Here is a 26,139-nt window from a genome sequence, read left to right as displayed (position 1 = left end):
TGTCCCGCCATGACCCAAGATCGCACCGCTGACACAGACAACGACACCGCGCACATCACCAACGTCGCCAATCCCGCACAAAACGGCGACGATGTGGCGCAAACCAACATCCATGTGCCCGGCGAAACCCTGCATCGGTTGGTGCATGCCTATAAGCGCAAAACAATGAACGCCATGCAAGCTGCTGACATGCCCATGCCGATGTCGCACAAGCGCGTGTTGAAATGGATCATCAAACTGCCGGGCATCACCGCCCAGCAAATGGCCGAAAAATCCGGTCAGGACAAAGGCCGGATCACCCGGCTGATCAAAGAAATCGAAAACGAGGGGCTAATAGAAAGACGCCCCCACCCCGAAGATCGACGGAGCCAAACCCTGCATTTGACCGCCGCGGGCGAAACCCTGATGACCAAGTTTCGCAGTGTCGAACAAGAAGTCAGAACCCGCATGACCCGCGGCCTTAGCCAGCAGCAAATCGCAGATTTCGTCAATATCGCCAATCTGATGGCCGATAACCTTGATGGTTGCGATTAAGCCCACAGCATAAAACGCGATCCAAAATCAAACATCGCGAACCGGACTTAGGAGTTTGAAATGAGTAAACCTGCCCCGCGCGATCTGACCGTGATTGGCAAACAATACGTCACCCCAAACATGCTGCGCGTCACCCTTGGCGGTGATGGCATCAAAGACTTCCCAAAAGATCAGGCAAGTGCCTATGTCAAACTGATCTTCCCGATTAAGGACGATGAAAAGGACCGCGTTTTGCGCCGGACCTATACCGTGCGTCATGACCGCATCACCGATCAGGGCCGCGTGATCGATCTTGATTTCGTCATGCATGGCGCATCCGATGATGACCATGATCATGGCGGCCCGGCGTCAAACTGGGCGGTTGATTGCAAACCCGGTGACGTGATCACCGTCGGCGGCCCCGGCCCGAAAAAGCTTGTGGACCCAACTGCGGACTGGTTCTTGATTGCCGGCGATATGACCGCCCTTCCCGCCATGTCGGTCAATCTTGAAATTCTGCCCGCCGATGCCCGCGGCTATGCGGTGATCGAAGTCCAATCCGAAGCCGACATGCAAAATTTGATCAAACCCGATAACATCACCATCGAATGGGTAATCAATCCCCATCCGGGCACGCAAAACACAGCGCTTAGCGACGTTGTCAAAAAGCTGCCTTGGCATGACGGACGCCCGTCGGTGTGGGCGGCCTGTGAATTCACCTCGATGAAGGAACTGCGCAGCTATTTCCGCACTGATCGCGGCCTTGGCAAAGATGACTTTTACATCTCAAGCTATTGGAAACTTGGGATGAACGAAGACAACCACAAAGTCATCAAATCCGAAGACGCCAAAACAGCCGCCTAAATTCCGCAGGCCCATCACATCACCACAAAACAATCGGGCGATACGCCCCGCCCGATTGTTGCCCCCGGTATTGCGCCGGCGAATTGGAGTTTTAAGACAGGCGCACCTTAAACATACTGCTCATGCAGCCGCGCCATTCGGCGGCGTGCGAAGAAACCGGCATGCTGGGTGGTCTGAACGTTTTCCGGGCGTAACAGGCCGTCTTCTTGGCAAACAAACGCCCGGCTGGCACCAATCACCCCTTTTTCCGAGCTATAAACCGCGATCACAATGATCTCGACCCGGCATTCCGCGCCATTGCCCACGGCATCACAGTTTGGCAGGCTATCCGCTTGGCCCGCGTCACCCGTTTTCTGATATTGCTGACGCCCGACCCGATCCAAAAGGTTCTGAAACGCGCCCAATTCAATGCACTTGCCCGCCTCCAGCGGCCCTTGCACGGTGACTTCATTAAGCTTGGCCGAGAGCATGGATTTGGGGTCTTCGCGTTTGGCTTCTTGGTCGGGATCAATGTCTGTGACCTGTTGGTAAACGCAGTCATCCCCGGTGCCCATACAGACCAGAACCTTATCAATATGAATGGCTTCCTGGCTCATATTGCTGATCATGAACCGGGCTTTGTCGGAATGGCCCATCATCTGATTGATCACGATTTTTGGTCTGCGCACGCGCCGGTAACTTGCAAACAGCAGTTGCGCATAGAAAATCCAGATCAGCAATGTCGCCAAACTTACCCCGACCTGAAGCAATGTGGCGTGTTGTTCAATCCATGTTTCCATGTGCGTCCTTTGATGAAAAAACAGGGTGTAAACCAGTTTCTTTATCAACGTGCGCGCATGGCTTTTGTTTCCCCACATCGATCAAGCGGTACAATCAGGACATACAAAAACGCCCCGGCCATATGGCACGGGGCGTTTTGTATTGGGTTTTTATGGTGGTTCGCGCAATGCCCGAAAATTACGGTGCCGGCGGCAGGTCTTCTTCAAGAATGACCAAATTCAGCGAATAGCTGACCTCGCCTTCATCTTCGTCACGATGCACGACACCGACGAATTCATCGCCAACACGCATTTCGATCGGTTGGCCTTTTTTCTTCGGCGCATCGATTGCAATGAGTTTATTGTCAAAGGTGCGGCGCAGGTAATCGGTAACGCGCGCAATTTCGGTCGGTGTCATAGGACTTGTCCCTCGTTCTTTCCACTCGGCGTCTATCTGTCAGAATACAGGAAATCAAAAGCGCCATGTCATGGCTGCCCGTCTTCCTGTGCGACTTTCATCTATAAGCTATTGTCCTTTCACAAATCCGCCCCTGAAATCAAGTGTGCAGCGGCAAAAAAGACCGATTTGATCAAAATTTACCGCCATCAGGGGTAAGATATGTCTGAACCAAGGCTTCTGGTGTTAACGGCCCGCAAAGACAACGCCCATTCCCAAACAGGACATACTGGTCAATACCGGCCAATTAAACCTGCCTCACAGATAGGGACCATTGCGCGAAATTTCCAATCGAACATCGCCCTTTTCTGGTTTTATCAGCAAACATCGGCAAAGCGGTTGCAATCACACCAAGCAGCAGGTAAGCCAAATATATGACCGAAACCAACCCTGCCCCACAGCCGCAAAGCGACGGTAAAACCGCCCCCAAAGGCACCAGCCAGCAAGACCGCCCGGTGCTTTATAGCTTCCGGCGCTGTCCCTATGCGATGCGCGCACGCATGGCGTTGCTTGCCGCACAGATTGACGTCGAACTGCGCGAAGTTGTGTTGCGCGACAAACCCCAAAGCATGATCGACGCATCGCCCAAGGCAACCGTGCCGGTTCTGATCCTGCCCGATGGCAGTGTGATCGACGAAAGCCTGGAAATCATGGTCTGGGCCTTGGCCGAAAACGATCCCAATGAATGGCTGACACCCGAAAGCGGCACGCTCGACGATATGCTCAGCCTGATCGCGCAAAATGATGGGCCGTTCAAACATCATCTGGATCGCTACAAATATCATACCCGCTACGAAAATGCCGATCCGGCCGAACATCGCCGCGATGCCGAGAAAATCCTCAATCGCCTTGATGGTCGTTTGGCGGTTGGCAAATATCTGTTTGGCACGCGCCCGGCCTTGGCCGATTTTGCGATCGCGCCCTTTGTCCGCCAATTTGCCAATACCGACAAGGACGCCTTTGACGCCATGCCGTTTGTCCATGTGCAACGCTGGCTGTCGGACTTTCTGGCCTCAAGCTACTTTGAACGCGCCATGACCAAATACGACCAATGGCACGACGGCGACACACCCGTCATTTTTAAGGCCGCGTGATTTTTAAATCACATCGTCATTTGTCACCTGATCACGCTATTCGCACCAATACGTGCAATAGCGATGCATGCTTCGCGGTTAACGCGACAAATATCCACCGACCTTGCCCATATATACTTCTGTTACCATTCATAGGCTGGTCAAGGCGCGCTGCCTATGCTAGCAAACAGCACACCACATCATAACGCTTCAGGACCGGATTTTATGGCCGATTACGATGTTAAGCCGCTGATTACAGCGGACGAAATTTCTGTGAAGATTGATGCGCTTGCCGCCGAGATCAATGAAAGTTTCAAAGATACCGAAAAGCTGATTGTTGTTGGCCTTCTGCGGGGTTCTTTTGTTTTCATCGCCGATCTGGCCCGCAAACTGACCGTTCCGGTCGAAGTCGACTTCATGGTTGCTTCAAGCTATGGCGATTCCACGGAAAGTTCGCGCAATGTGCGCATCGTCAAAGACCTTGATGGTCAAATCCGTGGCAAGGACGTCCTTCTGGTCGAAGACATCATCGATACCGGTTATACCCTGTCGGAAGTTGTCCGCCTGCTCAATACCCGCGATCCAAATCGTCTGGAAATCTGCACGCTTTTGAATAAGCCGTCGCGCCGCGAAGTCGAAATTCCGATCAATTTCTGTGGCTTTGATATTCCCGATGAATTCGTGGTTGGGTATGGCATCGACTATGCCCAGAACAACCGCAACCTGCCCTTTATCGGCACGGTGCATTTCCACGGCGAATAAGCCGCTGCGGGGCCTAAACCCCAAAGAGATATTTAGTCATAAAAAAATGGCGGGCCCGCATTAGCGTCCCGCCATTTTTATATCCGCCGTCGGATCAAATTTTGGATCAACATCAAGTCCGGCTGATGGTTCCGGTGTCGGGTGCTGTGCCGCCGCAGTTGCAGCAGCCGCCGCTGCGGCCTTGGCATGTTCCTCGGCCTGTGCTTGTGCTTCACGTGCGGCCTTTTCGGCCTTCTGTGATGGGCGATCAAACACGCCAAGCGCGTTTAAATCATCGACCATCTGCTCCAGCCCGCTTTGCATGCCGGGCTTATTGCCCTGCCCGGTGGCGTACCCTGCCGTTGCGGCATGGATCAAAAGATCAAACACAACGTCATCTTCGGTACGTGCCGGTTTTTGCTCGGCGGCGGGGCGTGCAATGAACTCGCCCGGATCGCGCTGCATCATGATGGCAAGGCCAACCAATGCCAGAACGATCATGCCCAACCCGAATGCAACGGCTGCTGCAATCGCACCAAACTTGGCGGCCACCGCCATAAAGGCCGCGGCCAACAGGAACCCGATCCCAATCAACAAGACCACGCCGATCATGGCAAAAACCGCAAGCTTTGCAGCTGCGGCCTTTGCCAGTTCGGTCAGTGCGTCGGTTAACTGATCGATCATTTCTGAAGCAGACGCCCGATCAGCAAGCCCACACCAAATGTTACAGCAACAGAAGTCAGCGGACGGTCACGCACATGTTCAACAGCCACGTCACGTGCGTGGTCAATCTGATCACGCGCCTGGCCGGAAACCTCGCGAATGCGCTCGGCAGCAGCCTGGGTCGTGCTGTGTGCGGCGTCGCTACCCATGGTCTTCAGGGTGCGGGTTACTTCCGCCAGATCTTTGCGAAGCATGTCGACATCAGCCTGAAGTTTCGCGCTATCAGCAGTCGTATCGGTCTTGGCAACCATGGTTTTCTCCTATTTGATTGAAAACAGCTACACACAAAGAACGTGTTTGGTACGCCATGAGTTCCGCATTTAATTGTGATCTTTTGCGGGCAGCCCCAACACACGATCCGCACATTTGCAAAAAACGCCAAAAAACCGCGATACTCCGCCAATAATAAATCAGCACACCGCGCAAAAATTAATACGGCAAGCCGACATAATTTTCCGCAAGTGTCGTTAATCCGGCTTTTGACGACAAAATATAGCTCAATTCCGCATCGCGAATGCGGCCATCAAACTGCCAATCATCGTCAAATTGATGCAGCATCGTGGTCATCCACCATGAAAACCGCTCGGCCTTCCACACCCGGGCCAAGGCCGTGTCGGAATAGCTTTCCATCAAATCAGATCGATTATGTTTGTATTTCGCGATCAATGCCTCTGACAGGTAATGCACGTCACTCGCCGCAAGGTTAAGCCCCTTTGCCCCGGTTGGCGGCACAATATGGGCCGCATCCCCGGCCAGAAACAATCGCCCATGCTGCATCGGTTCGGCGACAAAGCTCCTCAACTGGGCGATGCTTTTTTCAAACACCTCGCCTTCATTGACCAATTCGGCGTCTTCTTCGCCAAGACGTGTGCGCAATTCCTGCCAAAACCGGTCATCGGACCAATCTTCGATTTTATCGGAACTTGGCACCTGAACATAATGGCGCACCACGGTTTCGGACCGCATCGAACACAGCGCAAACCCCCGGTCATGCTTGGCATAAATCAGCTCGTCTGCCACCGGCTTGGCATGGGCCAACACCCCCAGCCAGCCAAACGGGTATACTTTTTCAAGCTCCTTCACACCGGGCATTGTTTGGCGCCCCACCCCATGGAACCCGTCACAGGCGGCAATATAATCACATGTCAGCTCTACCGGGTTGCCGTCCTTCATATAACGAACGCGCGGCTTATCGCTTTCAATGTCATGCAGGCTGACGTCTTCGGCCTCAAACACGATCTCGCCGCCATGGGCAAGCCGTGCTGCAATCAGGTCCTTGGTCACTTCGGTCTGGCCATAGACCATCACCGTCGATCCGCCGGTTAATTCTTCGATATTCACATGCTGGCGCGTGCCATTGACACTGATATAGATGCCGCCATGCACGATGCCTTCTTTTTTCATGCGCGCATCAACGCCGACACGCTCCATCAGGCCAACCGTGCCCATCTCCAAAACGCCGGCGCGCACGCGACCTTCGACATAGTCGCGGCTTTTGCGTTCCAAGATAACCGATGAAATGCCCTGCACATGCAACAGATGGGATAAAAGCAGGCCTGCCGGGCCTGAGCCGACAATGACAACAGGGACGTGCATGACGTTTTCCTCACAAGATCAATGTTTTATGTTTCTTTTTTTATCGGGATTAAGAACCGTTCAACGGCCCTGCCCAAGGAAACAATACGCCTGAACATCTGTGGGAAGAATGGACAAACCGGGATAATAACCGGACAAATCGAACATGTATGGCGACACAGTTATGGATACTGTGCGATTGGTTTTAACAGCCGATCATAGCCCAGCGAACGGGCCGCGAATTATTGCGGGTAGTTGCTGACCGGCACCTTGGCAGCCTTGGCACAGGCGCGCCATTGGCGACATAATGCCAGACCTTCTTCTGTCTCAAGAAACGCATCAAACGCCGTGGCAAGTGACCAGCCATCGGGATGCTGCCGGGAAAAGAAAACGAACATATCGTCTGTTTTGACCGGCGCCGAAATCACATAGCGTTCTTGCGCATCAGGGCCAAGATACGCCGCCATATCACGCTTGCCGACCTCTTCTTCTTCTAAAAACACGTCCGCACGGTTGGCATCCAAAAACCGCCACGCGGATTCCGGATTGGTCACCATATCGGCCGGAATCCCCAAATAATCATAGGCCTCTTCATACCAATAGGACGCCACCCCAACCGGGCGCAGGCCAAAGTCGGCCAAATCGCTGAGCGACGTAAGATCAAGCCCATTGGGGAAGCGCGACTTTTTATAAAAGAACGTTTGATTGGATTGCGCGATCGGATGCTCGGGAATGTAAAACTGTTCGCCACGATCAAATGACTGCACCCATGAAAATGTCGCGGCATATTCCCCGCGGCGCGTTAGTTCATAGGCCCGCCGCCACGGCATAAATTCAAGTCGCGGGTGATACCCCATTGCCTTAAACACCGCGATAACGCGTTTGGAATGAATGCCAAACCCCTCGGCATTTTCGCCAACCATCGGCGCCCAATTGCCCACCGCAAAAACAATCTCGCGCGAGGGTGCTGAGGCATCTGATGTCATCGGGCGTGTTTTGGCATCCCCGTTAAGGGGCTTTTGCCCACGCCCACGCGCCCCATCCGATCCGGGGGCATGCCACAACGATCCGTGACTTACGTGATGTACACCTGAGTGACCCGCCGCATGCGATGGTCGTATTTGGTCGATGGTGGCAAACACCGCCATCAAGCAGAACAAAACCACCGGGAACCATCGGCAAGATGCCATTTAAAACCCCAAACCTTTACAGCCGTGCGTAAAATCACCCTAACGCCAAACGAATGCATCACACCATCAAAATCGCCTGCGGGGCAATACGCATTATTTTTCATCAAAACAACATCTTGCGTAAAAATTCATCGTGCTACTGTCGCACTGCCACAATCGCTGTGCTAAGCTGTGCGTCCGGCCCTTCATCCAGGGGTGTCTAATAATTCAAAAAAATACGGGCAGAACGGGACGATGCAAAAATCAGGTAACATCGCCATTTTCACCGATCTTGACGGCACACTTCTTGATCATGATGACTATCGCTGGGACGATGCCCGTCCTGCGATCGAACGCATTCATGCATCCGGCATCCCACTGATCGCGGTATCATCGAAAACACTGGCCGAACTTAATCATATCCAACAAAATTTCGGCCTGTTTGACGGGTTGATTGGCGAAAATGGCGGGGTCATTTCGCTGGGTGATGAAATCGAACAACCCGGCCCCCTGCCGCAAAAAATCGATGATGCGCGCGAAAAAATCCGGGCCGCGATCAATGTCCCGCTGGGCAGCTTTCGCACCGTATCGCCCGAAATCATCGCGACTGAAACCGGCCTGCCGCTTGATGATGCGATCCGGGCCGGGCAACGCCATTGCTCTGACCCGTTGATCTGGCAACCCAGCGAACAAGACATCGCGATTGCCACCGACATCGCCGCGCAATTTTCGCTAAAGCTAGTCAAAGGCGGACGTTTCCATACTCTGTGCGGCCCATCCAACAAGGGGGCGGCCATGACGCGGATGATCGAACGGCTGATTGCTGGCGGGCGCCTTAACGGCGCGCCAAGCACCACCGGTACCGATGACGCAAATGAGAGGGACAGCACCGCGAAAACCAGCGGCATCACCACCATCGCGCTGGGCGATTCCGCCAATGATATTCCGATGTTGGCCGCGGCCGATATCGCGGTGCAAATTCCGCCAAAACGCGGCACAAACACCGAACCCCTTCTGACACATCCCGATCTTAGGATCGCACCTTATCCCGGCCCGGCGGGCTGGAATGCGGCACTTCAATCCATTCTTGATCACATCACCAATACCAATAAGAAAAGCGAGGTACTTCATGGCTGATTTTCATCAGGGCGGCCCCATCACGACGCTGCACCGTATTCTTGACCGCAACCCCGAAGAACTCGCCTATGAAATGAGCGCCTTCGCAAGACAACGGCGCCAAACACTTATCCTGCCCTGCCTGTATTCCGAACTTGAAACACCGGCCATGACGACCATCCTCAATGGCCTGAAACAAGCCACCTATATCGATCAAATCGTTGTCGGGCTTGATCGTGCGAATGCACAGCAATATTTGCACGCGCGCGAATTTTTCAAAGACCTGCCGCAACATGTGCGCATTCTGTGGAATGATGGCCCGCGCCTGCGCGGTGTGCATGATCGTCTGGCTGATTTTGATCTGGCGCGGTACGAGCCGGGCAAGGGCCGAAATGTTTGGTATTGCATGGGCTATACACTGGCCACCGGGCGCAGTTCGGTCATTGGTATCCATGATTGCGATATCGCGACCTACACGCCCGACCTTCCGGCCAAACTGATGTATCCGATTGCCAATCCGGCGTTTAACTTCGCCTTTGCCAAGGGATATTACGCCCGCGTTGCCAATGGCACGCTTAAGGGCCGCGTTTGCCGCCTGTTTGTCACCCCCTTGATCCGCGCACTCAAACAGGTGGTCGGCAAAACCGATTTCCTCAATTATCTTGATTCCTTCCGCTACGCGCTGTCGGGCGAAATTGCCATTCGCACCGATGTGGCCTATGGCCTGCGCGTGGCGTCCGATTGGGGGCTTGAAGTTTCCATGCTGTCGGAAATGTATCGCAACCATACGGTCCATCGTTTGGCCCAGGTCGATATCGCCGATATTTATGACCATAAACACCGCGAATTTGACCCGGCCGAAAAAGATGACGGCCTGTCACGCATGGCAAGTGACATTGCCAAATCCCTGTTCCGCAAACTCGCCACCCAGGGCACGGTATTTACCCCGGAAACCTTCCGCACCCTAAAGGCGACCTATTATCGTGTGGCCTTGGATTTGATCGAACAATACCGCGCCGATGCCCTGTTTAACGGGCTAAAGATCAACCGTGACGAAGAAGAAAAATGCGTCGAGGTCCTGTCCGAAGTCATCATCAGTGCCGGTCAGCACTATCTTGAAAACCCGCTCGAAAGCCCGTTCATTCCAAGCTGGCAGCGCGTTGAAAGTGCGATGGGCGATATCTTCGAACATCTCTCGGGTGCGGTCGAAGATGACCTCAACGACATGGATATTGGCAAATAACCCGCCGAATAACTCGGCCCCTGTGATCAGCCCACGCATCTCCTGCTGATCCCTGATCATAACCGGCTTGTGCGCTATTCGGCTGGCATCGGAAAAATGGCGAGGAAGATTTGAAGAAGATCTTCCTCCCCCTCACGCTTGCCAACCCGGCGCACGGGCAATAACAACCGCACCCCGCGCAGCCACTGTTTCTGAAAAATATGAACCAGATGAATTTGCGCCTGCCCCGTGCGGCGCGCCTTTGACAATGCTGCATGCAACGATGCGGCATAGCGACAATCGATTTCGCGGGCATAGGCCCCGCGCCAGTCTTCCCCGCTCAACGCGACAATATTCTCACCTTCCAGCAAAATCTGATAATCGTCCTTTTCCGGATGATATTCATAAATGCTGATATCTTCGATCCACAGCAGCAAGTTATCGGGCGTAAAATCATCACGACTGGGGATCATCCCATCGCGCGCATGGTCTTTCCAAAACGCCAACAGCCGATGGGCTTCATACGGCGCTTCCACAGGGATCGCGTCAGATACAAGCTCCTTGCTCTCTCTTGGTCGAAACCGCGCCATACCTTCCCTCTCAGAACCACCGCGCTGCCCCAAAACCCAAAACGGCCAGCCTCTTATCCCCTAAAACCAAAAATGGGAAAGCCACCCCGCCAGGACAAGGCTAACACACCCCGAAATTGCCGGTTTTCACCCACCACGCCTCACCAGCGCACCGTCAAAAACGCCGCAACGAAGCGGCCCACGCAAGGTGGGACACTTCGTTCTTTGGAAATTCAGCTTTGTGTTTTCAGATACCGCACGCGGGAAGGATGAATAGCTCGCGCTACGCAGTCCTTACACCGGCATCGCATCCCGGTACCGCTGCAACAGGCGGCTTTCGGTGCGGTTGCGGCCATCTGTGTTGGAAATCCAGACGATCTGATACGGCGCCAGTGTCAAAACCCCATCATAATCCTCGATCACTTGCTGGGTAATCAGCTCTTGCCAGCCTTCGGTCATGATCAGATTGATTTTCGACAGATCAAGCTCTTGTGGCCTTTCCGTCAGGTTAAACACACAGAAAATGCTTTGTTCATTCAAATGTGACTGACGCCAAACACCCAGCAATTCCGACCCAAGGTTAAGGGTATATTGCGTGGCATTGGGGTGAAATGCGGGCTGCCCTTCGCGGATCGACATCAATGCGCGCAACTGATCAAATGCCGATTTGGCCGGACCTTCTTCGGTCAAGACCCGTTCGGCATCGTCAAGCTGCCAGACCTTGCGATTAAGGCGGCGCGGAATGCCGGTTTCCTCAAACGCCTTTTGATCATTTTGCGTCGACAGGATGGTTTGAATGTAAATGGCTGGAATACCTTCAAGCGACATGGCAATCGCCTGGCTCATGACAAACCGCTCAAGCCCCATGGTCGCTTCACCGGCAAAGTTTTCGGCCAACATGCTAAACAGGGTGACATTCAACTCATAAGGCTTTTGCCCGCCGCCCTTAAGCGCACGGTAACTGACCTGGCCACCCATCTTGACCGCATGATCGCGCAAACCATCAATATCCTCATCCGGGATCAGGTTTTCGGCCGGGCGCAACCCAATACCATCATGGCTGGCGGTAAAGTTAAAGAACGTGCAGCCCGCCGGGGCCGGTGGCATCGCCATGATGCATTTGCGGATATAATTGCTCCGCCCGCTCAGCAACGCGTGAATAATCACTGGCGGCAGCGAGAAGTTATAAATCAGGTGCGCTTCATCCTGATTGCCGAAATAAGAAAGGTTTTCCAACAGCGGCAAATTGGTTTCCGTGATGAAAATCGCGTCCGGATGCACCGCATTGGTCGCCAATCGCAACGCCTTGATAATCTTGTGGGTTTGTTCAAGATTGATCGACGTGGTCCCGGCTTCTTTCCAGATAAACCCAATCGCATCAAGGCGCACAACCCGCACCCCGTGCTTAAGGTACTCCAGAACAATTTTCAGGATTTCAAAAAACACATCCGGGTTGCCGTAATCCAGATCGACCTGATCATAGCTAAACGTACACCAAACGTGTTTTTCGCCATTTTTGGTCACAACATCATTCAGCAACGCATGGCTGCGCGGGCGCACCACGTCGGATAAATCATCCTCAAGGCTGGCTGTTTTGATGTAATCGACACCGGGTTTTTCCCCGGCCAAAAACTGCTGATACCATGGGTGGGATGCGGAAATATGGTTGGCGACAAGGTCGGCCATCACGGTGGCATTTTCCGATAACGCGGCGACATCTTCCCACGTGCCAAGTTCCGGGCGAAGCATGCTAAAATCACTGACCGAAAAGCCATCATCAGACGTAAACGGATGAAACGGCAGGATATGCACCCCGGTCAGCCAGTCTTTAAGCCATTTGCTATGAAACGCGTTCAGGCTCTCAAGGCCGTTTTTGCCGTCCTGATGGATGCTATCGCCATAGGTGATCAAAAACGCATCGCGCTGATCCCACTTGCGCAGGTTTTCTTCGCACGGTTCCGGTCCATCCCCCTCAAGCGGCAGGCCAAGAACCTCAAACACGCGGCGCACCAATTCGGCATGGTCATGTTCGGGATACACATCCGCAAGCAGGTTGCGCATCGCACTGGCAAACGCAATCCGTCCTGATGTTCCAACAACACGATCCATGGTGGCTCCTTTTAAGAAATATCGCATCAATCAAATAATGAATTTGCCTGCGATGCAAGCAGGCATTTCAACCTGCTAGCAAACTAGGCATAAATATTCAAAAAATCACTTAACACTTTGTGAAATATCGTTTTCCACACAGAAAATTCTGGATAAACAGCCCGCAAAACACCGCACGCGATTACGGCTTTTTGCCCAACGCGTTCGCTTGACCGGCATCATCGCCTAGCTGATCATCCGGATAAATCACGTTCTGTGCCCCTTCGGCCCCCATAAAGACAACCACGACACGGGCGGGCACATCCCCATCATTCACCCCATCATGCCAATGATCCATCGCCTCAAGAACCCCGTCCCCGGCATAATAGGTCGTCTTACCCGCATCGCCGTAATCAACCGTAATCTGACCCTCAAGGATATAGCCATACGTCGGCACACCATGTTTGTGCCAGCCGGTGGTTTGCCCGGGTTCCATGGTCGCCAGCATTGATTTGATCTTGGCGACACCTTTTGGGTAATGCACCTGCTCGCCCACAAAGTTCACCCCGCTATCAAGCAACACCACCCCGTCATGCACATCAATGTCGGGCTTTGACCCAACATTCTTTTGCGCAGCATTTCCCTGAGTTACCCCATCGTCTTTCGTGATTGTCATCGCTGCGCTTTCGACCTTTTTGGTTTTTATCTGGCATACCGCCCGCGATCATAGGGCGATGGCGATCTGTGTACATATAAAAACGGGCACCGATCTGATCCGTGCCCGTCTTCGTCACTGGTGCCCATCAACGCCGTTACGGCGCAATCGTCACCTCAACCAGCGCATGGGTGCGGTTGGTATCGATATGCTTGATCGCATCGCGTAAAATTCCGGGCAAATCTTCGGCACGGTTGGCCTTGGCAACCCAGGCGCGGCTGGCCTCGGCAACCTTGGTGAAATCCGGGCTGGGTTTAAGGGCGGTTAACGGCATTTCATTGGTTTTCGCCGCATAGCCATCCGGATACATCCCCGCCACCGATTGGCGCACCGCCCCCCATTCATTGTTGTTCAAAACAAGGATCAGGATCGGCAGTTCAAGCGCCTCGGCAATCTGATGGCACGCCGTCGGGTTGGCAAACATATAGGACCCATCGCCCATGGTCGCGACGACAAGCTTATCCTTATCGGCCAATTGATAGCCCATCGATGCCGGGAACGACCAGCCAAGCCCACCTGAATGCGGTTCTTGGAACCAACTGCTATGGTCCGATAACGACAACGGCTCCAGCGGGCAGCCAAGCTCGGAAAACACCGTCGCCGGGCGATTGGCGATTGCTTCGGACAAGCAACGCGAAACAAAGGCCTTGCTCATCGGGTCCACCGCCCCGGCATCCGCCGTTGCCAGCGCCTTTTTGCGGGTTTCGGCATTGATGGCAGCGACCGTTTCCCGACGATCCGCGCACACCGATTTATGATCCCCATACCGGCAATCCATCGCATCGGCCAGCATCATGATCACATCGCCGGTTTCCCCACACAGCGAAAGATCGGCGGCAAAATTCCGCCCCGGGAACCGGGAATAAAGTGGATTTTGCCCGATCTGCACCACTTTGCAATCGCCGCGCAATTCATGAATATCAGGCGACCATGGGGCCAAACAATCAATCACCACCACCGCATCGGCATCCTTTAACCACCGGGCCGGGTCCATGCCCGCCTGCATCGGATGATCGGTATCAAGGGCAAGCTGGATCGCCCAGTATTGCACCACCGGAATGCCCCATTGATCAACCAGTTCGGCAAAGCGCCCAAACGCCTGCTCGGTTCCCGTCCCGCGCTGGGCAATGATCACCGGGTTTTTGGCATTCGCCAGAATATCGGCGGCGGCCTCAACACTCGGTTGCGGCGGGGCAACCTGAACTGGCTGCATGCGAAGCGGACTGTCAATCTGATCGCCCGGGCACGGTTCACACAAAACTTCGCGCGGCAGGCTGACATAAACCGGCCCCTTGGGCACAGAGGACGCAATCGCATAGGCCCGGTCCACCACATCGGGCACCTGTTCGGGAAATTTAAGTTCATATTCCCATTTGGTGGATTCACGGACCATCGCCGCCTGATCGCGCATTTCCTGGCCCCAGCCAATCGGCACGGTGCGCGCGCCAAGGCGGCCCTTTTCCATCACCGGCGTCCGGCCCGACATCAACACAACCGGCACATGTTCGGTGGCGGCATTGATGGCCCCAATCGCACAATTGGCAAGCCCCACATTGGTATGCGCCATCACCGCCTGCGCCTTGCCGGTCGCCAAGTAATAGCCATGCGCCATGCCCATCGCGGCATTTTCATGCGGCATGATCAACGCATGCGGAAGCTTGATGTCCTTGGCGGCGGCCTCGGCCAGTCCTTCGATGATCGGCGGAAAATCCGTACCCGAATTGGCAAAGATATAATCAATCCCAATCGCCTTCATCCGGGCCAACACCGCCCCACCGGCGGTCAGGGTAATTTGGCCAGCTGGCTTGGATGCACCAGATGCCTCCAATGCTGCGGATGTTTCGGATGTTTCGCTTACGTGCCGGTTCTCGTTCGTCATCAGACGCCTCTTGCCCTTCGCATTTGATAATTCTATATTTGAAATATGATTTATAATATAGTTTATTCGTGAACGAAGCCTGCCGTCAAGCAACCGCGCACGCAAACAACCCCGGAAACCAACATGACCAGTCAGCTCAATGGCTCCGTGCTTAAGGCGTTTAAAATTCTTGATCTGTTTGCGGTCGGCAAAGTTGAACTGACCGCACAGGAAACCGCCGACGCGCTGGGCATCAACATGATCACCGCCCACCGGTTTTTGCACACACTGGTTCATGCCGGGGCGTTGCGCGTCACATCGCGCGGGGTCTTTCGGTTGGGATATATGTTTGCCGATCTTGGGGACCGGGTGATGCATGACGGCAACTTGCCGGGCATCCTTCAACCGATTTTGGATCAATTGGCCTCTGAAACGGGCGAGGCCTGCATGGCCACCGCCTTTGATCACGATATGGCGGTTTGCATTGCCAAGGCCCTGCCCCACCGGGCGCTGTATGTCGATATCCGCATCGGATCACAGCTTGATGCCTTTTGCACCGCGCATGGCAAACTATGGCTGGCCCACATGAAACCGGCCGATCAGGACCGCTATTTCGCCAAGGCCACGCTTGCCCGCATGACCGATCACACCATCACCGATCTGGCCGCACTCAAATCCGAATTGGCCCAAATCCGCAAGGCGGGCTTTGCCACCAACAATGGCGAACGCGAACACGATATTTACGCCATCGCCGTCCCCATCACCACGCGCCACGGCACCATGGTTTCGGCCTTTTCGGTCTTTGGCGCATCGCCCACCTTGCTCGATCAAAACCGCGATACCTTATTAAACGCCCTGACCCAAGCCGCCGAAAACGCCCAGCACGTCCTGTACGGAAAAGATTAATCCGCACAAAATTGCCAATATCGTTCAAGACGCCCCCGCGCAAAACATGTCACTCTTGATCCGAACGGCTTAGCCAAACCGGCATTTACAGATCGGGCGCATCGACAATGATGGAAAATCTTCTTCTTCTCTGGCTGGCGGCCTTGCCCCTGATGGGCAGCCCCGGCCCCGCCACCATCAGCCTGGCCGCAACCGGCTCTGCCTTTGGGGTGCGGCCCGCCCTTGGTTATTTAACGGGCATTCTCAAGGGGTAACCGAGGCCGCAAGTCAAGAAAATGTACAGCTACTGAGACGGCACCACCCAACGCTTCTTCAATCCGTTCCGCCTCTTTGCGCAGCAGGGAGAAAAGTTCGTCCACGTTGATACTATGGCCTTCATCCGGATGTTTCCACGTCCGATCTTTCGCAAGGGTCACCATCAAAGCACCGGCCCGGCTGTGCTCCGCTGCCATGTACTTTTTCACCAGCTGATTCTCGATTGTATCGCGCAAGTCTTTAGCTGTTCGTTTATCCCCGAGCTTGAGTTCGATCACCGCCTCATAGTTAGAGGCTACGGAACGCAATCTGATATCAGTTTCTTTTTCGTCTGCGGTTACGGCCTCTTGGTCCACAGTGTAGATCGAGTTGGCGGTATGGCTCAGCTCTCGCGCGATTTCTCGACGCATGACCTTCTCATCTGATATCCTTGCCCAAGCCTCTCGCGGTGAAGCATCACGGAGAAGAAGGTCATCGAGATCAGACAGCCTATCCTTCATAATCGCAAACATGGCTTCATTCGTTGAGGCAGACGCTTCCCCCCTTCGATCAAGCGCTACCGCTTGAGCCTCATCAAATGCGTTAGCATCAATCTCTTGCGCCCAATTCTCTTCTGCCACAGCCAAAATGCGATCCTTGAAATGAGCGCACAAAGGATCTGCGGCCATCTCGAGTTTTGCAGCGAAGCCCCCCTCGCCCTTCGCGTTGAACAACGCCGATACAATGTTATTGCGTGCCTGCTCTGCGTTGTCTCGAGTGTCCGGTGAATAGGTTCCTTCGTGGTGCACATCGTCTCTAATTCGAACGTGGCGATAGGCCAGGCGAAGCAGCCGCAGCAGTAATTGCGGCGTGAATCTTTCGTCACTCAACCCAATTCCGTATTGGCTATCTCCAAAGAGCCTGGCCAGCCATGTCACAGCGTCTGATCGCTCAGATGGTTCAACTATCTCGATCTGATCAGCCAGCTTTTCGACACCCGCCCGCGGATCACTCCGCATCAAGGTACGCAACCAAACAACACGCAGCGCAAACGGCAATTGCTGCTCCAATCTTTGGAGTGCCCGTTCTCGAAGTCTCTCAATTTCCAAATCATTGCCATGCTTCAAGATAACCCGTGTGACGTTCCGAACCCTTTCGGTCATCCCAGTCGCGTTATCTGCGCCATTGATCCGATCCCCGCCGGCATCTAACCAAGATTCCAGCCGTGGCAAAAATAGTCTTGCGGCTCTCTTTGGCGTATAACCAATTCCTTGAAGCAGGCCTGAATGTGCATGCTCACCTGGCGGCTGGCTCAGCTCCCACGACAGTTCATTTCCAAGCGTCCGGTCCAAAGCGTTTGGGTGTATATCTCCGAGACACTCGATCCATTGGGGAAGGCCGTTCAGTTCAATCAGAGCGTACCGCGCGGCTAGCTCAGCTTCTGCAGCGCTGAGTTTAGCTGCCCAGTCTGGGTCCTCTGATTCGGCATATATCGCGGCCAGACCAAGTTGCCAACGTACAAGAAATCTATTGCGCTCACCTTCGGGCCTTTCGCTGGGAAAGGTTGGGTGATCATCGCGCCAGATCTTCATCAGCACACATCGAAGCTTGTCGGCAGTTTCTTGATTGAATTGCTCTTCAATGAAGCGCCGGTTCCAACCTGATGATCGGCTGTCATCACCATCGTGTCTCATGGCGTGCCACAAGTTCCAAGCCGTGTTCCAGCTTCGCTCCGTCGAGAATGCGTTCTCAGGCTGATTGGCTACTTCTCGCCAGAACTGAATCCAACTCGCGCGATCCTTGGCCTTTCGCCGCTCTTCTTGCTTTTTTCGTTCCGCCTGCTTCTTTTCCGAACGACGATGTTCTTTGCCGTGTTTCGACGGCTTTAGCCAGTCGTCAAGCGTTTGCACGAATGAAGGCTCATCCACTATGAGATGCCTAAGTCCTTCAACGTGCTCTTTCCATGTATCACGATCCGGCGGCAGGCGGATCGCTGCCTCCAAGAGTATAGCGCGTTCACCGGTGTCCCGGGTCGTGTCGCCAAGCCCTTCGCTCACCCAAGTCAGATCTCGGTCCGGTCTAAGCTGGACTGGTCCATCGAAAATCGTGATCTTTGCGAGCCTTTTCCAAGGGTCTGTGGCTTCACAGAGCGACTGGAGCATAGCGTCCTCAACCCAGAAGAGACGAGCATTGCCCTCTGCATCCAGATTGCTGAGTCGTTCGTGAAGCGATTTGATCGATTCATCGCTGCCATGGTCCCGGTGATGTAATCGCAAGGCAAGTGCGCCAGCATGCAACCATGCCTCATCTTGGCTCATACCGAGGCCGCGTTCACACGTTGCTGCGAGCGCTCCGCTGAGATGTGGCCAATCACTCGAAATATGTGGCCAACTTTTTCGCCAACTAAGCCCCTCTGAGACTAACGCTAGGAGGCCATCACGAAGTTCTTCAAGGACAGGGAAATCTAGTGGCGATCCTGCTATCAGGTGTGGAAGTTGCCAGTTAAGGTCGCCTACAGTCCGCTTCTCCCGCTTTGTCCATCGAAGAGTCCGACAAAGCTGTTCAACCGACATGTACTTGGGGAAAAGGCGTAGGACGGCACCTCGGGCCACTTCGTCGGGCCAGAGATCGTCAGCATCCGCTATACTGGAAGCAATATTCCCGAGCCTCTCGTCATCAAGGGCTACTAACGCATCAATAGCCATTACGCGCTCAACCGCAGGTGCTGCAATGTCCTGAGTGATATCGAATACGATGTCAGCACAATCTTCTATACGGCCTGCCTCGACAAGGTTGATGAGGACTTCTCGCACATCTGGATTCTCTACTCCTCTACGCCAAATTCTGTCGATTCCATCTGCCAGCTCTTTCGATGCAAAACGATGGACCTGAATGTGGGGTGCCTGAAGGCCTCTCCAGCCACCAGGGCCGTAACGCTCAGCGTAGGCGCGAAGAGCTTGATTTCGCTGTGCTTCCGTCAGCGACTCTGGGTCTCCTTCATCCAAGAGCACGGCAGGCTCATTGTCCCGCAAGAGTTCAAATATCCCATGTACTTGCAAGGCTAACCAACCCGCCACTGGTCGCTTGGACGGGCGAACGATCGTCTTGCCTTTGGTTTCCGCGAAGAGAAGCCGCTTGAGGGCCCGAAACGGCATACCTTGTCTTCGAAGAGTTATTAGCCGCTCCGCAGCAAGATACTCCGCCACCGAGCGATGATGGAAGCGCACCCGGCCATATGAAGCGAAGCCAAATAACGGACGCTCCAGCAGTGCTTTTCGTTCGTTTGGTTGCCAATCGGGCAGGATGATCGCAGGATCGAGGGCTGCCTCATCGTCAACATCGTCGGACGCTGCACTATGACGGATTGTTAGACGGCGCGTCATCTGAGCTGCAAGCGCGAGCCGACTAGCTCCTTCGATCGCCTTGTCAACGGACAATTCCGCCGTTTCACGCCTGTCGTCGCGGGGAAGCAGCTTCACTCGAACATTCGTGGCAACCTGTTCGCGATGCGTTCGGATGCGCTTGTGCTCACGCCAGTCCGCGCACAACTCAATGAGGTCCTGAGGCCTACGTGCAAACTCCAGAGCATTACGACGTCGTAGATCATCAAAAAGAAGATCGGGATCGCTCACGCCCTGCTGTCGACAAAAATCGACGATCTGCTTGTCCGACAGCGGCATCAAGGCTACCGACCGCCATTCGGCTGATTGGTTCTTGCTTCTATTGTCATGTTGAGCCTGAGGCTCACCCATCGCGACCTTTGCAAAGGTCTCTTCATTTGATTCCGAGGACGGCGCGGCTGGAATAGGCAGTACGTTTCGGACTAGCTGTTCGTCGAAGGGTATCGGTCGGGTCGTGATGACGACCCGCGTCCGGTGAAGCTGATTTCCGATGCACTTCTTCAGTCGTTTGAGCGCGCGCTCAAATGAACCCAACGTCAATTTCAGCTCGTCAATCGAGTCCAGAAAAAATGTCGCCACCTCGGACTGTGAGGCAAGCCAAGCGTCCAGCCTTGCTTCTTCATCGGTATCTAGCAGGCTGCGAAGTTCGTCAGTCGCCAGCGCGGCCAACTCAACGAAGAATGCTGGTTCTCCCGCAGACCACAGATGCGTCGCCTGAGTGCGACATTCGTATGTTTTTCCCGCACCTGCCTCTGAGATTATCAGTACGCGTTTCGATTGCAGTAAATCATCCCACGAAGATCCTCTTGCCCAACCTAGACTAACTAAGAACGATTGCTGATCGGCTTCGCTGATTTTTTCGCTGGGAATGTTTTGAAAGGTGCGCTCAATCATTATTGGAAATCTTCTATGAGAGTGCTCGCACGAACAGAGCTACCATGCATCGCCTCCCAAACAGTGGGCCAGTACCGTGGCACGCCCATGCTGTTTGTTAAGACGATACCATTAAGGTAAGTCGGAAATTGTGATGAGCGAATATGCTGGACTGTCATAACAATTATTGATTATGCCCTATTTTAGGCAAAGCTCAAAAATCGTTGGCAATTTTGGGAGCTGAAGGCAACACTTTTAGAATTAAACCAACTATTTATAATATAGTTTATGATTGAAATCAGGCCGCCGTCAAGCAAGCGCTTACCCTAAAACAACCCCGGAAATCCTCATGACCAGTCAGCTCAATGGCTCCGTGCTTAAGGCGTTTAAAACTCTTGATCTGTTTGCCGCGGGCAAAATAGAGCTCACCGCACAAGAAACTGCCGACGCCCTGGGTATTAACATGGTCAACGCGCACCGGTTTTTGCACACGCTGGTTCATGCCGGGGCCTTGCTCGACCAAAAACGTGACACGCTGTTCAATGCGCTGATGCAAGCGGCTGAAAATGCGCAACGCGCGCTGTACGGAAAAGACTAAGCCGCATAAAAATTGCCAATATCGTTCAAGACGCGCCCGTCCACTCCATGGCACTCTTGCCCCCAACGGTTGAACCAAGCTGCTGACCAAAACCTTATTTAAAACGGGGTGTAACAGATCGGGCGCATCGACAATGATGGAAAATCTTCTTCTTCTCTGGCTGGCGGCCTTGCCCCTGATGGGCAGCCCCGGCCCCGCCACCATCAGCCTGGCGGCAACCGGCTCGGCCTTTGGGGTGCGGCCCGCCCTTGGTTATTTATCGGGCATCATTATTGGCACGACATGCGTTTTGCTACTCGTCGCAACCGGGGTTGCCACCGCCCTGATCGCCCACCCGGTGGCCGGCCATATCCTGACCGTGCTGGCAACGATTTATATTCTGTATCTGGCATGGAAAATCGCCACCGCCCCGGTAAAACCCGCCCGATCAGCGGACAATATATCGGCAGACAATATGGCGCAGCCCCCCGAAACCACCGCCCCCGATTTTCGGGGTGGGGTACTGTTGGCCATCGCCAACCCCAAGGCCTTTGCCGCCATCGGCGCGGTCTATGCCAGCCATCACATCGTGCAAAACGCTGTCTGGCTGAACAACACGCTTAAAATCACAGCCTTGACGCTGGTGATTGTGCTGGTCAACACAACATGGCTGATCTTTGGCGCGGGGTTTTCGCGCCTGCTGTCGGATCCGCGTGCCGGACGGGCGATCAATATCCTCTTTGCCCTGATGCTGATTGCATCGGTCAGCATGGCCTTACTGTCTTTGCTGTAATTGCCAGCGCGCGCCAACCAAACGCCATTTATCACACTGTGCACTCCGCACTCCGCACTCCGCTTTCAGCCCCGTTACGCTGGGCGGGGGTGATCCCCATCGTCTAAAAACAGCTGCATCGTCACCAGATCAAGCCACCGGTCAAATTTGCGCGCCACCTGTTTGGCACGCCCGACCACCTCAAAACCAAACCGTTCATGAAAACGAATGGAATGGACGTTTTCCGCATCGATCCCCGCCACCATCACATGCATGCCCGCCTGCTTGGCGTGGGCCATCAGCGGCCGTAACAGCGCACCGCCAATGCCCTTACCGCGATGATCGGCATGTACATGCACGGAATGTTCGACCGTAAAACGATATCCCCAGCGCGTGCGCCACGGCCCGTACGATGCAAACCCCAAAACCACCCCGTCCCGCACCGCCACCAACACCGGAAAGCCCTTTGCTTTGCGATCATCAAACCAATCGCGGCGCTCGTCCAAGGTCGATGGCTCGTCATCATAAATCGCCGTACTATCGCGCAGCACCTGATTATAGATTTCAAGAATGTCCAAAAGATCATCTTCCGTTGCGTCACGCACCTGCATGGGGGCCTCCGGTTTGTCCTATTAATTCCCTGTTGCGAAACGATATTCCATTATAGTAGACAGTCAATAGGGATTTTTAATCAGATTGGTGATTTCATGACCAACATAGAAGACGACACCACCGCATGGCTGTCGGCCCGCATTCGCCATGAACGCGAAATCCGCGGCTGGTCGCTTGGCCATTTTGCCCAGATGTCGGGCGTATCCAAGGCCATGATCAGCAAAATCGAACGCGCCGAGGCCAGCCCGACCGCAACCGTCCTTGGCCGCTTGTCCGGTGCGCTGTCGCTGACCGTATCGGCCCTTCTGTCACGCACCGATGCCGTCCATCATGGTGTCCGCCGCCACGATCAGCAGCCACGCTGGTCCGATCCCGAAACCGGATATGGCCGGCGTCAGGTTCTTTCAGGACAAAAAATTCCGCTGGAAATGGTCGAAGTTAATCTTCCCGCCGGGCAAAAGGTCGCCATGCCCGCCTCCGCCTATAGCTTCATCCAACAAGCGATCTGGGTGTTGGACGGCACATTGCTGTTTCACGAAGGCGACCGGGTCCATCAACTCCACCAAGGCGACTGTCTGGAGCTTGGCCCACCGCAAAACTGCATGTTTGAAAATCAAACCGCGGAAAACTGTCGGTACCTCGTCACCGTGGTCCGCAGCACGCCGGGCTAACCCCGCGCCTTAACTCTGACGAAGCCTCAAGAGGACGCCTTTCTTAAGAGTACGCCTTTCTTAAAAGGAAACCTTAAAGTGTGGCGTAATCAATCTTGCGCACAGCACCAGGCGACATGCCCGTGGTGCGTTTAAACGCCCGGCTAAACGCCGCACCCGACGCATAACCAAGCCGCTCTGCCACGTCCTCGACCGCCAAATCATCGCGGCCAATCCATTGGCTGGCAAGGCGCATGCGCAGGTTGGTCAGGTAATTTTGCGGCGTTGATTGCGTCAGTTCGACAAACCGTTCGGCAAAGACCGATCGTGACATGCCAATCTCCGCTGCCATATCCGCGACCGACCAATTGCGCCCCGGATCTTTATGAAGGGCGGCCAAAACGCGCGCCAATTTCGGATCGCGCACCGCCTCGACCCAACCACAAATATCACAGCCGCTTTCGACCCAACGGCGCACAATCGCGGCCGCCACCACATCGGCCAACCGTGTCAGGATCACGCCGTATCCCGGCCGTTTGGCTTTCAGCTCGGCGGTCATGACATCCAAAATCGCCGGAATTTGCGGATCATGTTCGGGCACGGTTTCGATATGCATGATTTCGGGCTTTAGGTGTGCTAACGGATGCAACCAGCCCAGATCAAATTCCATCGCACAGCTGAAAATCAGGTTATCCTTGGATCGGCAGGCATCCTGCTCACAGGCGCGAATTTCACATGCCGCATCGCAAAGACGCTCGCGTTCATAATCGCCAACGCTGCGCATCGGAACGTCTGCATCGCTATAAAGGTCATGCACCCCGGCACAGGGCAGCAAAACCGCATCCCCACAGCCAAGCTGATGCACCGCCCCGGTTTTGGTGCGGATCGTCACCGATCCTTGGCCGATAAAATGCAACCACGCCCGGTTGTCATCCTGATCCTCGCCAAATCGAAGCCCATAAGGGGCCGAAATCTCAATCCGGCGATAATCAAGCCCGCGCAGGCGCACGCCCGACAACAGCTCATTGACCATATCATGGCCAATCTCATTCCCCCCGCTGATGCCAGCACCAGCACCAACACCAGCAAAAGCATCCGCCGCCACGGCCAACGGGGCCTCAGCAGAATCAGACGCATTTTCGATTTGGGGTTCTTGCAAAGCAGGCATGACAACATTCCGGACGATTGATCAACAAACTCGGACAATCTGGCATAGATCGTCCGCGCGGTCCAGTCTATCGTGTGTGCAATGCACAAACAGCCGCACCCGGCGCACTGCGCCCCGGCCCCCAAGATCAAAGGACACCCCATGCCTAACCCAAAAACCGATCCCGCCACGGATCAATCTGAAAACGCCGCACCACCTGGCGCGCCAGCAACCGCCACACCCACCCCAACCACAACAGCATCCACCCCCACCGCATGGTGGGCGGTTCTGTCCATGACCCTTGGGGTCTTTGGCCTTGTCACGGCTGAATTCCTGCCGATCAGCCTGCTGACCCCGATTGCCGACGACCTTCACATTACCGAAGGTCTGGCCGGACAGGCGATTTCGGCCACCGCCCTTTTTGCCCTGATCACAAGCCTTCTGATTGCCACCGTCACCCGCCGCTTTGACCGCCGCACCGTGTTGCTCAGCTTCTCGGTCCTTCTGGTGATTTCAAGCATCATGGTCGCCATGGCCCAAAGCTTTTCCTTCCTGCTGTTGGGCCGGGTTTTGCTGGGCATCGCGCTTGGCGGGTTCTGGACCATGTCGACCGCGACCATCATGCGTTTGGTCCCGCCCCAGCACATCCCGCGCGGCCTTGCCATTATGTATAGTGGCGTTTCCGCTGCCACCGTCTTTGCCGCCCCGGTCGGAAGCTACCTTGGCGATATCATAAGCTGGCGGGCGGTCTTCCTGCTCGCTGCGGGCATTGGTGCGATCACCTTTGTCACCCAGCTGGCAACCTTGCCATCCTTGCCGCCGCGTGGGCGCGCGACGCTTCGGGTATTGGTCGATTTGGTCAAACGTCCGGGCATGAAGTTTGGCCTGTTTTCGCTGGTCCTGATCATCACCGGCCACTTTGCCCTGTTTACCTATGTCCGTCCGTTTCTTGAAAACGTCACCGGCGTTGCCACGGCGGGTGTATCGGGCGTGTTGCTTGGCTTTGGCTTGGCCAATTTTGCCGGCACCTATTTGGCCGGCACGCTGATTTCACGCTCCCTGCGCATGACCATTGCCCTGATGCCAATGATTATGGGGCTGTGTGCGATTGCCATGGTCACCCTTGATGGCGCGCTGACCCCGACCATTATTCTGGTCGCGATTTGGGGCATGGCCTTTGGCGGTGTGCCGGTCGCGTGGTCGACCTGGATCACGCGCACCGTCCCGGACGAAGCCGAAAGCGGCGGCGGCTTGGTGGTTGCGGGCTTCCAAACCGCCATCGCCAGCGGCGCGGTCATTGGCGGCCTTTTGTTTGATTTCGTCGGTTCGCTCGGCGTCTTCACCATCGGCGGCCTGACCCTAATCGCCGCGGCCCTCGTCGTCACCGCCGTGCTCCGTCCGGCCCCCGCACCAGAGCTTGACCTCGCCGAACAAAGCTAACCCGACGCATAATCGGCATCCCCAAACACACCAAAGGGCAGCGGAACACCTCCGCTGCCCTGAACCAACCACGGCGCAACCAATTA

25 protein-coding genes are annotated in these 26,139 nt (G+C 54.8%); 12 read left to right on the top strand and 13 right to left on the bottom strand.

What is annotated here, in order from left to right; translation table 11 throughout:
* Positions 1–9 precede the first annotated feature (9 nt).
* Both HCZ99_RS10325 and HCZ99_RS10320 read left to right on the top strand, forming a co-directional pair.
* Positions 10–534, top strand: a complete 525-nt coding sequence (locus tag HCZ99_RS10325; RefSeq protein ID WP_167446905.1) for a MarR family winged helix-turn-helix transcriptional regulator — start codon at positions 10–12, stop codon at positions 532–534.
* 60 nt (positions 535–594) lie between these two features.
* Positions 595–1,377 (top strand): siderophore-interacting protein, encoded by a 783-nt coding sequence (locus HCZ99_RS10320; protein ID WP_167446904.1) that lies wholly within the window; start codon positions 595–597, stop codon positions 1,375–1,377.
* A 107-nt stretch (positions 1,378–1,484) separates the two neighbouring features.
* Here the strand turns inward: HCZ99_RS10320 and HCZ99_RS10315 are convergent, their stop codons facing one another.
* Both HCZ99_RS10315 and HCZ99_RS10310 read right to left on the bottom strand, forming a co-directional pair.
* Positions 1,485–2,156, bottom strand: coding sequence for a hypothetical protein (locus HCZ99_RS10315; RefSeq protein ID WP_167446903.1), 672 nt, complete (start codon positions 2,154–2,156; stop codon positions 1,485–1,487).
* A gap of 178 nt (positions 2,157–2,334) precedes the next feature.
* The gene (locus HCZ99_RS10310) at positions 2,335–2,553 is read right to left on the bottom strand and encodes a DUF3126 family protein (RefSeq protein WP_167446902.1); all 219 of its coding nucleotides are present in this window, start codon (positions 2,551–2,553) and stop codon (positions 2,335–2,337) included.
* A gap of 413 nt (positions 2,554–2,966) precedes the next feature.
* Here HCZ99_RS10310 and HCZ99_RS10305 point away from each other — a divergent pair, with 413 nt between their 5' ends.
* Positions 2,967–3,686 (top strand): glutathione S-transferase, encoded by a 720-nt coding sequence (locus tag HCZ99_RS10305; protein WP_167446901.1) that lies wholly within the window; start codon positions 2,967–2,969, stop codon positions 3,684–3,686.
* Positions 3,687–3,890: 204 nt separating this feature from the next.
* Complete coding sequence (gene hpt, locus HCZ99_RS10300; protein ID WP_167446900.1) at positions 3,891–4,427, top strand: hypoxanthine phosphoribosyltransferase; 537 nt, start codon at positions 3,891–3,893, stop codon at positions 4,425–4,427.
* A gap of 60 nt (positions 4,428–4,487) precedes the next feature.
* Here hpt and HCZ99_RS10295 read toward each other — a convergent pair whose 3' ends face one another.
* From HCZ99_RS10295 to HCZ99_RS10280, 4 genes are all read right to left on the bottom strand, one after another.
* On the bottom strand, positions 4,488–5,090 hold the full coding sequence (locus tag HCZ99_RS10295; RefSeq protein WP_175581476.1) for a hypothetical protein: 603 nt from the start codon (positions 5,088–5,090) through the stop codon (positions 4,488–4,490).
* Positions 5,087–5,380, bottom strand: coding sequence for a DUF883 family protein (locus HCZ99_RS10290; RefSeq protein ID WP_167446899.1), 294 nt, complete (start codon positions 5,378–5,380; stop codon positions 5,087–5,089). Before HCZ99_RS10290 ends, HCZ99_RS10295 begins: the two co-directional genes overlap by 4 nt.
* Before the next feature lie 178 nt (positions 5,381–5,558).
* Complete coding sequence (pobA, locus tag HCZ99_RS10285) at positions 5,559–6,725, bottom strand: 4-hydroxybenzoate 3-monooxygenase (protein ID WP_167446898.1); 1,167 nt, start codon at positions 6,723–6,725, stop codon at positions 5,559–5,561.
* A gap of 221 nt (positions 6,726–6,946) precedes the next feature.
* Positions 6,947–7,894: a substrate-binding periplasmic protein gene (locus tag HCZ99_RS10280; protein ID WP_167446897.1), complete on the bottom strand. Its 948-nt coding sequence runs from the start codon at positions 7,892–7,894 to the stop codon at positions 6,947–6,949.
* 234 nt (positions 7,895–8,128) lie between these two features.
* Between HCZ99_RS10280 and HCZ99_RS10275 the strand changes: the two genes are divergently transcribed.
* Entirely contained in the window at positions 8,129–9,010 is an 882-nt protein-coding gene (locus HCZ99_RS10275) for an HAD-IIB family hydrolase (protein WP_167446896.1), read from the top strand.
* Positions 9,003–10,232, top strand: a complete 1,230-nt coding sequence (locus HCZ99_RS10270; protein ID WP_167446895.1) for a glycosyl transferase — start codon at positions 9,003–9,005, stop codon at positions 10,230–10,232. The genes HCZ99_RS10275 and HCZ99_RS10270 overlap by 8 nt, the downstream gene beginning before the upstream one ends.
* A gap of 74 nt (positions 10,233–10,306) precedes the next feature.
* Here the strand turns inward: HCZ99_RS10270 and HCZ99_RS10265 are convergent, their stop codons facing one another.
* From HCZ99_RS10265 to HCZ99_RS10250, 4 genes are all read right to left on the bottom strand, one after another.
* Positions 10,307–10,801 (bottom strand): PAS domain-containing protein, encoded by a 495-nt coding sequence (locus HCZ99_RS10265; protein WP_167446894.1) that lies wholly within the window; start codon positions 10,799–10,801, stop codon positions 10,307–10,309.
* Between the two features lie 273 nt (positions 10,802–11,074).
* Positions 11,075–12,889, bottom strand: coding sequence for an alpha-amylase family glycosyl hydrolase (locus HCZ99_RS10260; RefSeq protein WP_167446893.1), 1,815 nt, complete (start codon positions 12,887–12,889; stop codon positions 11,075–11,077).
* A 181-nt stretch (positions 12,890–13,070) separates the two neighbouring features.
* Positions 13,071–13,544, bottom strand: coding sequence for a cupin domain-containing protein (locus tag HCZ99_RS10255; RefSeq protein ID WP_167446892.1), 474 nt, complete (start codon positions 13,542–13,544; stop codon positions 13,071–13,073).
* Positions 13,545–13,680: 136 nt separating this feature from the next.
* The gene (locus tag HCZ99_RS10250; protein ID WP_254869568.1) at positions 13,681–15,462 is read right to left on the bottom strand and encodes a thiamine pyrophosphate-requiring protein; all 1,782 of its coding nucleotides are present in this window, start codon (positions 15,460–15,462) and stop codon (positions 13,681–13,683) included.
* Between the two features lie 123 nt (positions 15,463–15,585).
* Here HCZ99_RS10250 and HCZ99_RS10245 point away from each other — a divergent pair, with 123 nt between their 5' ends.
* A complete protein-coding gene (locus HCZ99_RS10245; protein WP_167446891.1) occupies positions 15,586–16,347 on the top strand; it encodes an IclR family transcriptional regulator in 762 nt (253 codons plus the stop codon).
* A gap of 107 nt (positions 16,348–16,454) precedes the next feature.
* On the top strand, positions 16,455–16,601 hold the full coding sequence (locus tag HCZ99_RS10240) for a hypothetical protein (protein ID WP_175581475.1): 147 nt from the start codon (positions 16,455–16,457) through the stop codon (positions 16,599–16,601).
* On the opposite strand, the gene HCZ99_RS10235 is transcribed toward HCZ99_RS10240, so the two are convergent.
* Positions 16,578–20,876, bottom strand: a complete 4,299-nt coding sequence (locus tag HCZ99_RS10235; RefSeq protein ID WP_167446890.1) for an NACHT domain-containing protein — start codon at positions 20,874–20,876, stop codon at positions 16,578–16,580. The two genes, HCZ99_RS10240 and HCZ99_RS10235, sit on opposite strands and share 24 nt — an antisense overlap.
* 328 nt (positions 20,877–21,204) lie before the next feature.
* Between HCZ99_RS10235 and HCZ99_RS10230 the strand changes: the two genes are divergently transcribed.
* Together HCZ99_RS10230 and HCZ99_RS10225 are read left to right on the top strand one after the other, a co-directional pair.
* Positions 21,205–21,453 carry a helix-turn-helix domain-containing protein gene (locus HCZ99_RS10230; RefSeq protein WP_254869567.1) on the top strand — a complete coding sequence of 83 codons (249 nt, stop codon included), beginning with the start codon at positions 21,205–21,207 and terminating at the stop codon, positions 21,451–21,453.
* 133 nt (positions 21,454–21,586) lie between these two features.
* Positions 21,587–22,225 (top strand): LysE family translocator, encoded by a 639-nt coding sequence (locus tag HCZ99_RS10225; RefSeq protein WP_167446889.1) that lies wholly within the window; start codon positions 21,587–21,589, stop codon positions 22,223–22,225.
* A gap of 74 nt (positions 22,226–22,299) precedes the next feature.
* Here HCZ99_RS10225 and HCZ99_RS10220 read toward each other — a convergent pair whose 3' ends face one another.
* Entirely contained in the window at positions 22,300–22,815 is a 516-nt protein-coding gene (locus HCZ99_RS10220) for a GNAT family N-acetyltransferase (protein WP_167446888.1), read from the bottom strand.
* A 96-nt stretch (positions 22,816–22,911) separates the two neighbouring features.
* Between HCZ99_RS10220 and HCZ99_RS10215 the strand changes: the two genes are divergently transcribed.
* On the top strand, positions 22,912–23,487 hold the full coding sequence (locus tag HCZ99_RS10215; RefSeq protein WP_167446887.1) for a helix-turn-helix domain-containing protein: 576 nt from the start codon (positions 22,912–22,914) through the stop codon (positions 23,485–23,487).
* Between the two features lie 73 nt (positions 23,488–23,560).
* On the opposite strand, the gene HCZ99_RS10210 is transcribed toward HCZ99_RS10215, so the two are convergent.
* Positions 23,561–24,634 (bottom strand): AraC family transcriptional regulator, encoded by a 1,074-nt coding sequence (locus HCZ99_RS10210; protein ID WP_254869566.1) that lies wholly within the window; start codon positions 24,632–24,634, stop codon positions 23,561–23,563.
* 141 nt (positions 24,635–24,775) lie between these two features.
* On the opposite strand from HCZ99_RS10210, the gene HCZ99_RS10205 reads away from it, so the two are divergent.
* Positions 24,776–26,053 (top strand): MFS transporter, encoded by a 1,278-nt coding sequence (locus tag HCZ99_RS10205; RefSeq protein WP_167446886.1) that lies wholly within the window; start codon positions 24,776–24,778, stop codon positions 26,051–26,053.
* Positions 26,054–26,139 lie beyond the last annotated feature (86 nt).

This window comes from Thalassospira lucentensis (genome assembly GCF_011806425.1).
Classification (GTDB): Bacteria; Pseudomonadota; Alphaproteobacteria; order Rhodospirillales; family Thalassospiraceae; genus Thalassospira; species Thalassospira lucentensis_B.
The sequence above is the reverse complement of the archived record's forward strand: the minus strand, read 5'-3'. Positions and strand labels throughout refer to the sequence as shown.

Excerpts from the sequence above, each read along its gene's own strand:
- HCZ99_RS10230 (WP_254869567.1), top strand. The coding sequence starts at position 21,205 with ATGACCAGTCAGCTCAATGGCTCCGTGCTTAAGGCGTTTAAAACTCTT.
- HCZ99_RS10290 (WP_167446899.1), bottom strand. The coding sequence starts at position 5,380 with ATGGTTGCCAAGACCGATACGACTGCTGATAGCGCGAAACTTCAGGCT.
- HCZ99_RS10210 (WP_254869566.1), bottom strand. The coding sequence starts at position 24,634 with ATGCCTGCTTTGCAAGAACCCCAAATCGAAAATGCGTCTGATTCTGCT.
- HCZ99_RS10295 (WP_175581476.1), bottom strand. The coding sequence starts at position 5,090 with ATGATCGATCAGTTAACCGACGCACTGACCGAACTGGCAAAGGCCGCA.
- HCZ99_RS10310 (WP_167446902.1), bottom strand. The coding sequence starts at position 2,553 with ATGACACCGACCGAAATTGCGCGCGTTACCGATTACCTGCGCCGCACC.
- HCZ99_RS10250 (WP_254869568.1), bottom strand. The coding sequence starts at position 15,462 with ATGACGAACGAGAACCGGCACGTAAGCGAAACATCCGAAACATCCGCA.
- HCZ99_RS10235 (WP_167446890.1), bottom strand. The coding sequence starts at position 20,876 with ATGATTGAGCGCACCTTTCAAAACATTCCCAGCGAAAAAATCAGCGAA.
- HCZ99_RS10245 (WP_167446891.1), top strand. The coding sequence starts at position 15,586 with ATGACCAGTCAGCTCAATGGCTCCGTGCTTAAGGCGTTTAAAATTCTT.
- HCZ99_RS10280 (WP_167446897.1), bottom strand. The coding sequence starts at position 7,894 with ATGGCATCTTGCCGATGGTTCCCGGTGGTTTTGTTCTGCTTGATGGCG.
- HCZ99_RS10325 (WP_167446905.1), top strand. The coding sequence starts at position 10 with ATGACCCAAGATCGCACCGCTGACACAGACAACGACACCGCGCACATC.
- pobA (WP_167446898.1), bottom strand. The coding sequence starts at position 6,725 with ATGCACGTCCCTGTTGTCATTGTCGGCTCAGGCCCGGCAGGCCTGCTT.
- HCZ99_RS10275 (WP_167446896.1), top strand. The coding sequence starts at position 8,129 with ATGCAAAAATCAGGTAACATCGCCATTTTCACCGATCTTGACGGCACA.
- HCZ99_RS10265 (WP_167446894.1), bottom strand. The coding sequence starts at position 10,801 with ATGGCGCGGTTTCGACCAAGAGAGAGCAAGGAGCTTGTATCTGACGCG.
- HCZ99_RS10315 (WP_167446903.1), bottom strand. The coding sequence starts at position 2,156 with ATGGAAACATGGATTGAACAACACGCCACATTGCTTCAGGTCGGGGTA.
- HCZ99_RS10220 (WP_167446888.1), bottom strand. The coding sequence starts at position 22,815 with ATGCAGGTGCGTGACGCAACGGAAGATGATCTTTTGGACATTCTTGAA.
- HCZ99_RS10260 (WP_167446893.1), bottom strand. The coding sequence starts at position 12,889 with ATGGATCGTGTTGTTGGAACATCAGGACGGATTGCGTTTGCCAGTGCG.
- HCZ99_RS10225 (WP_167446889.1), top strand. The coding sequence starts at position 21,587 with ATGATGGAAAATCTTCTTCTTCTCTGGCTGGCGGCCTTGCCCCTGATG.
- HCZ99_RS10240 (WP_175581475.1), top strand. The coding sequence starts at position 16,455 with ATGATGGAAAATCTTCTTCTTCTCTGGCTGGCGGCCTTGCCCCTGATG.
- HCZ99_RS10305 (WP_167446901.1), top strand. The coding sequence starts at position 2,967 with ATGACCGAAACCAACCCTGCCCCACAGCCGCAAAGCGACGGTAAAACC.
- hpt (WP_167446900.1), top strand. The coding sequence starts at position 3,891 with ATGGCCGATTACGATGTTAAGCCGCTGATTACAGCGGACGAAATTTCT.
- HCZ99_RS10320 (WP_167446904.1), top strand. The coding sequence starts at position 595 with ATGAGTAAACCTGCCCCGCGCGATCTGACCGTGATTGGCAAACAATAC.
- HCZ99_RS10255 (WP_167446892.1), bottom strand. The coding sequence starts at position 13,544 with ATGACAATCACGAAAGACGATGGGGTAACTCAGGGAAATGCTGCGCAA.
- HCZ99_RS10270 (WP_167446895.1), top strand. The coding sequence starts at position 9,003 with ATGGCTGATTTTCATCAGGGCGGCCCCATCACGACGCTGCACCGTATT.
- HCZ99_RS10215 (WP_167446887.1), top strand. The coding sequence starts at position 22,912 with ATGACCAACATAGAAGACGACACCACCGCATGGCTGTCGGCCCGCATT.
- HCZ99_RS10205 (WP_167446886.1), top strand. The coding sequence starts at position 24,776 with ATGCCTAACCCAAAAACCGATCCCGCCACGGATCAATCTGAAAACGCC.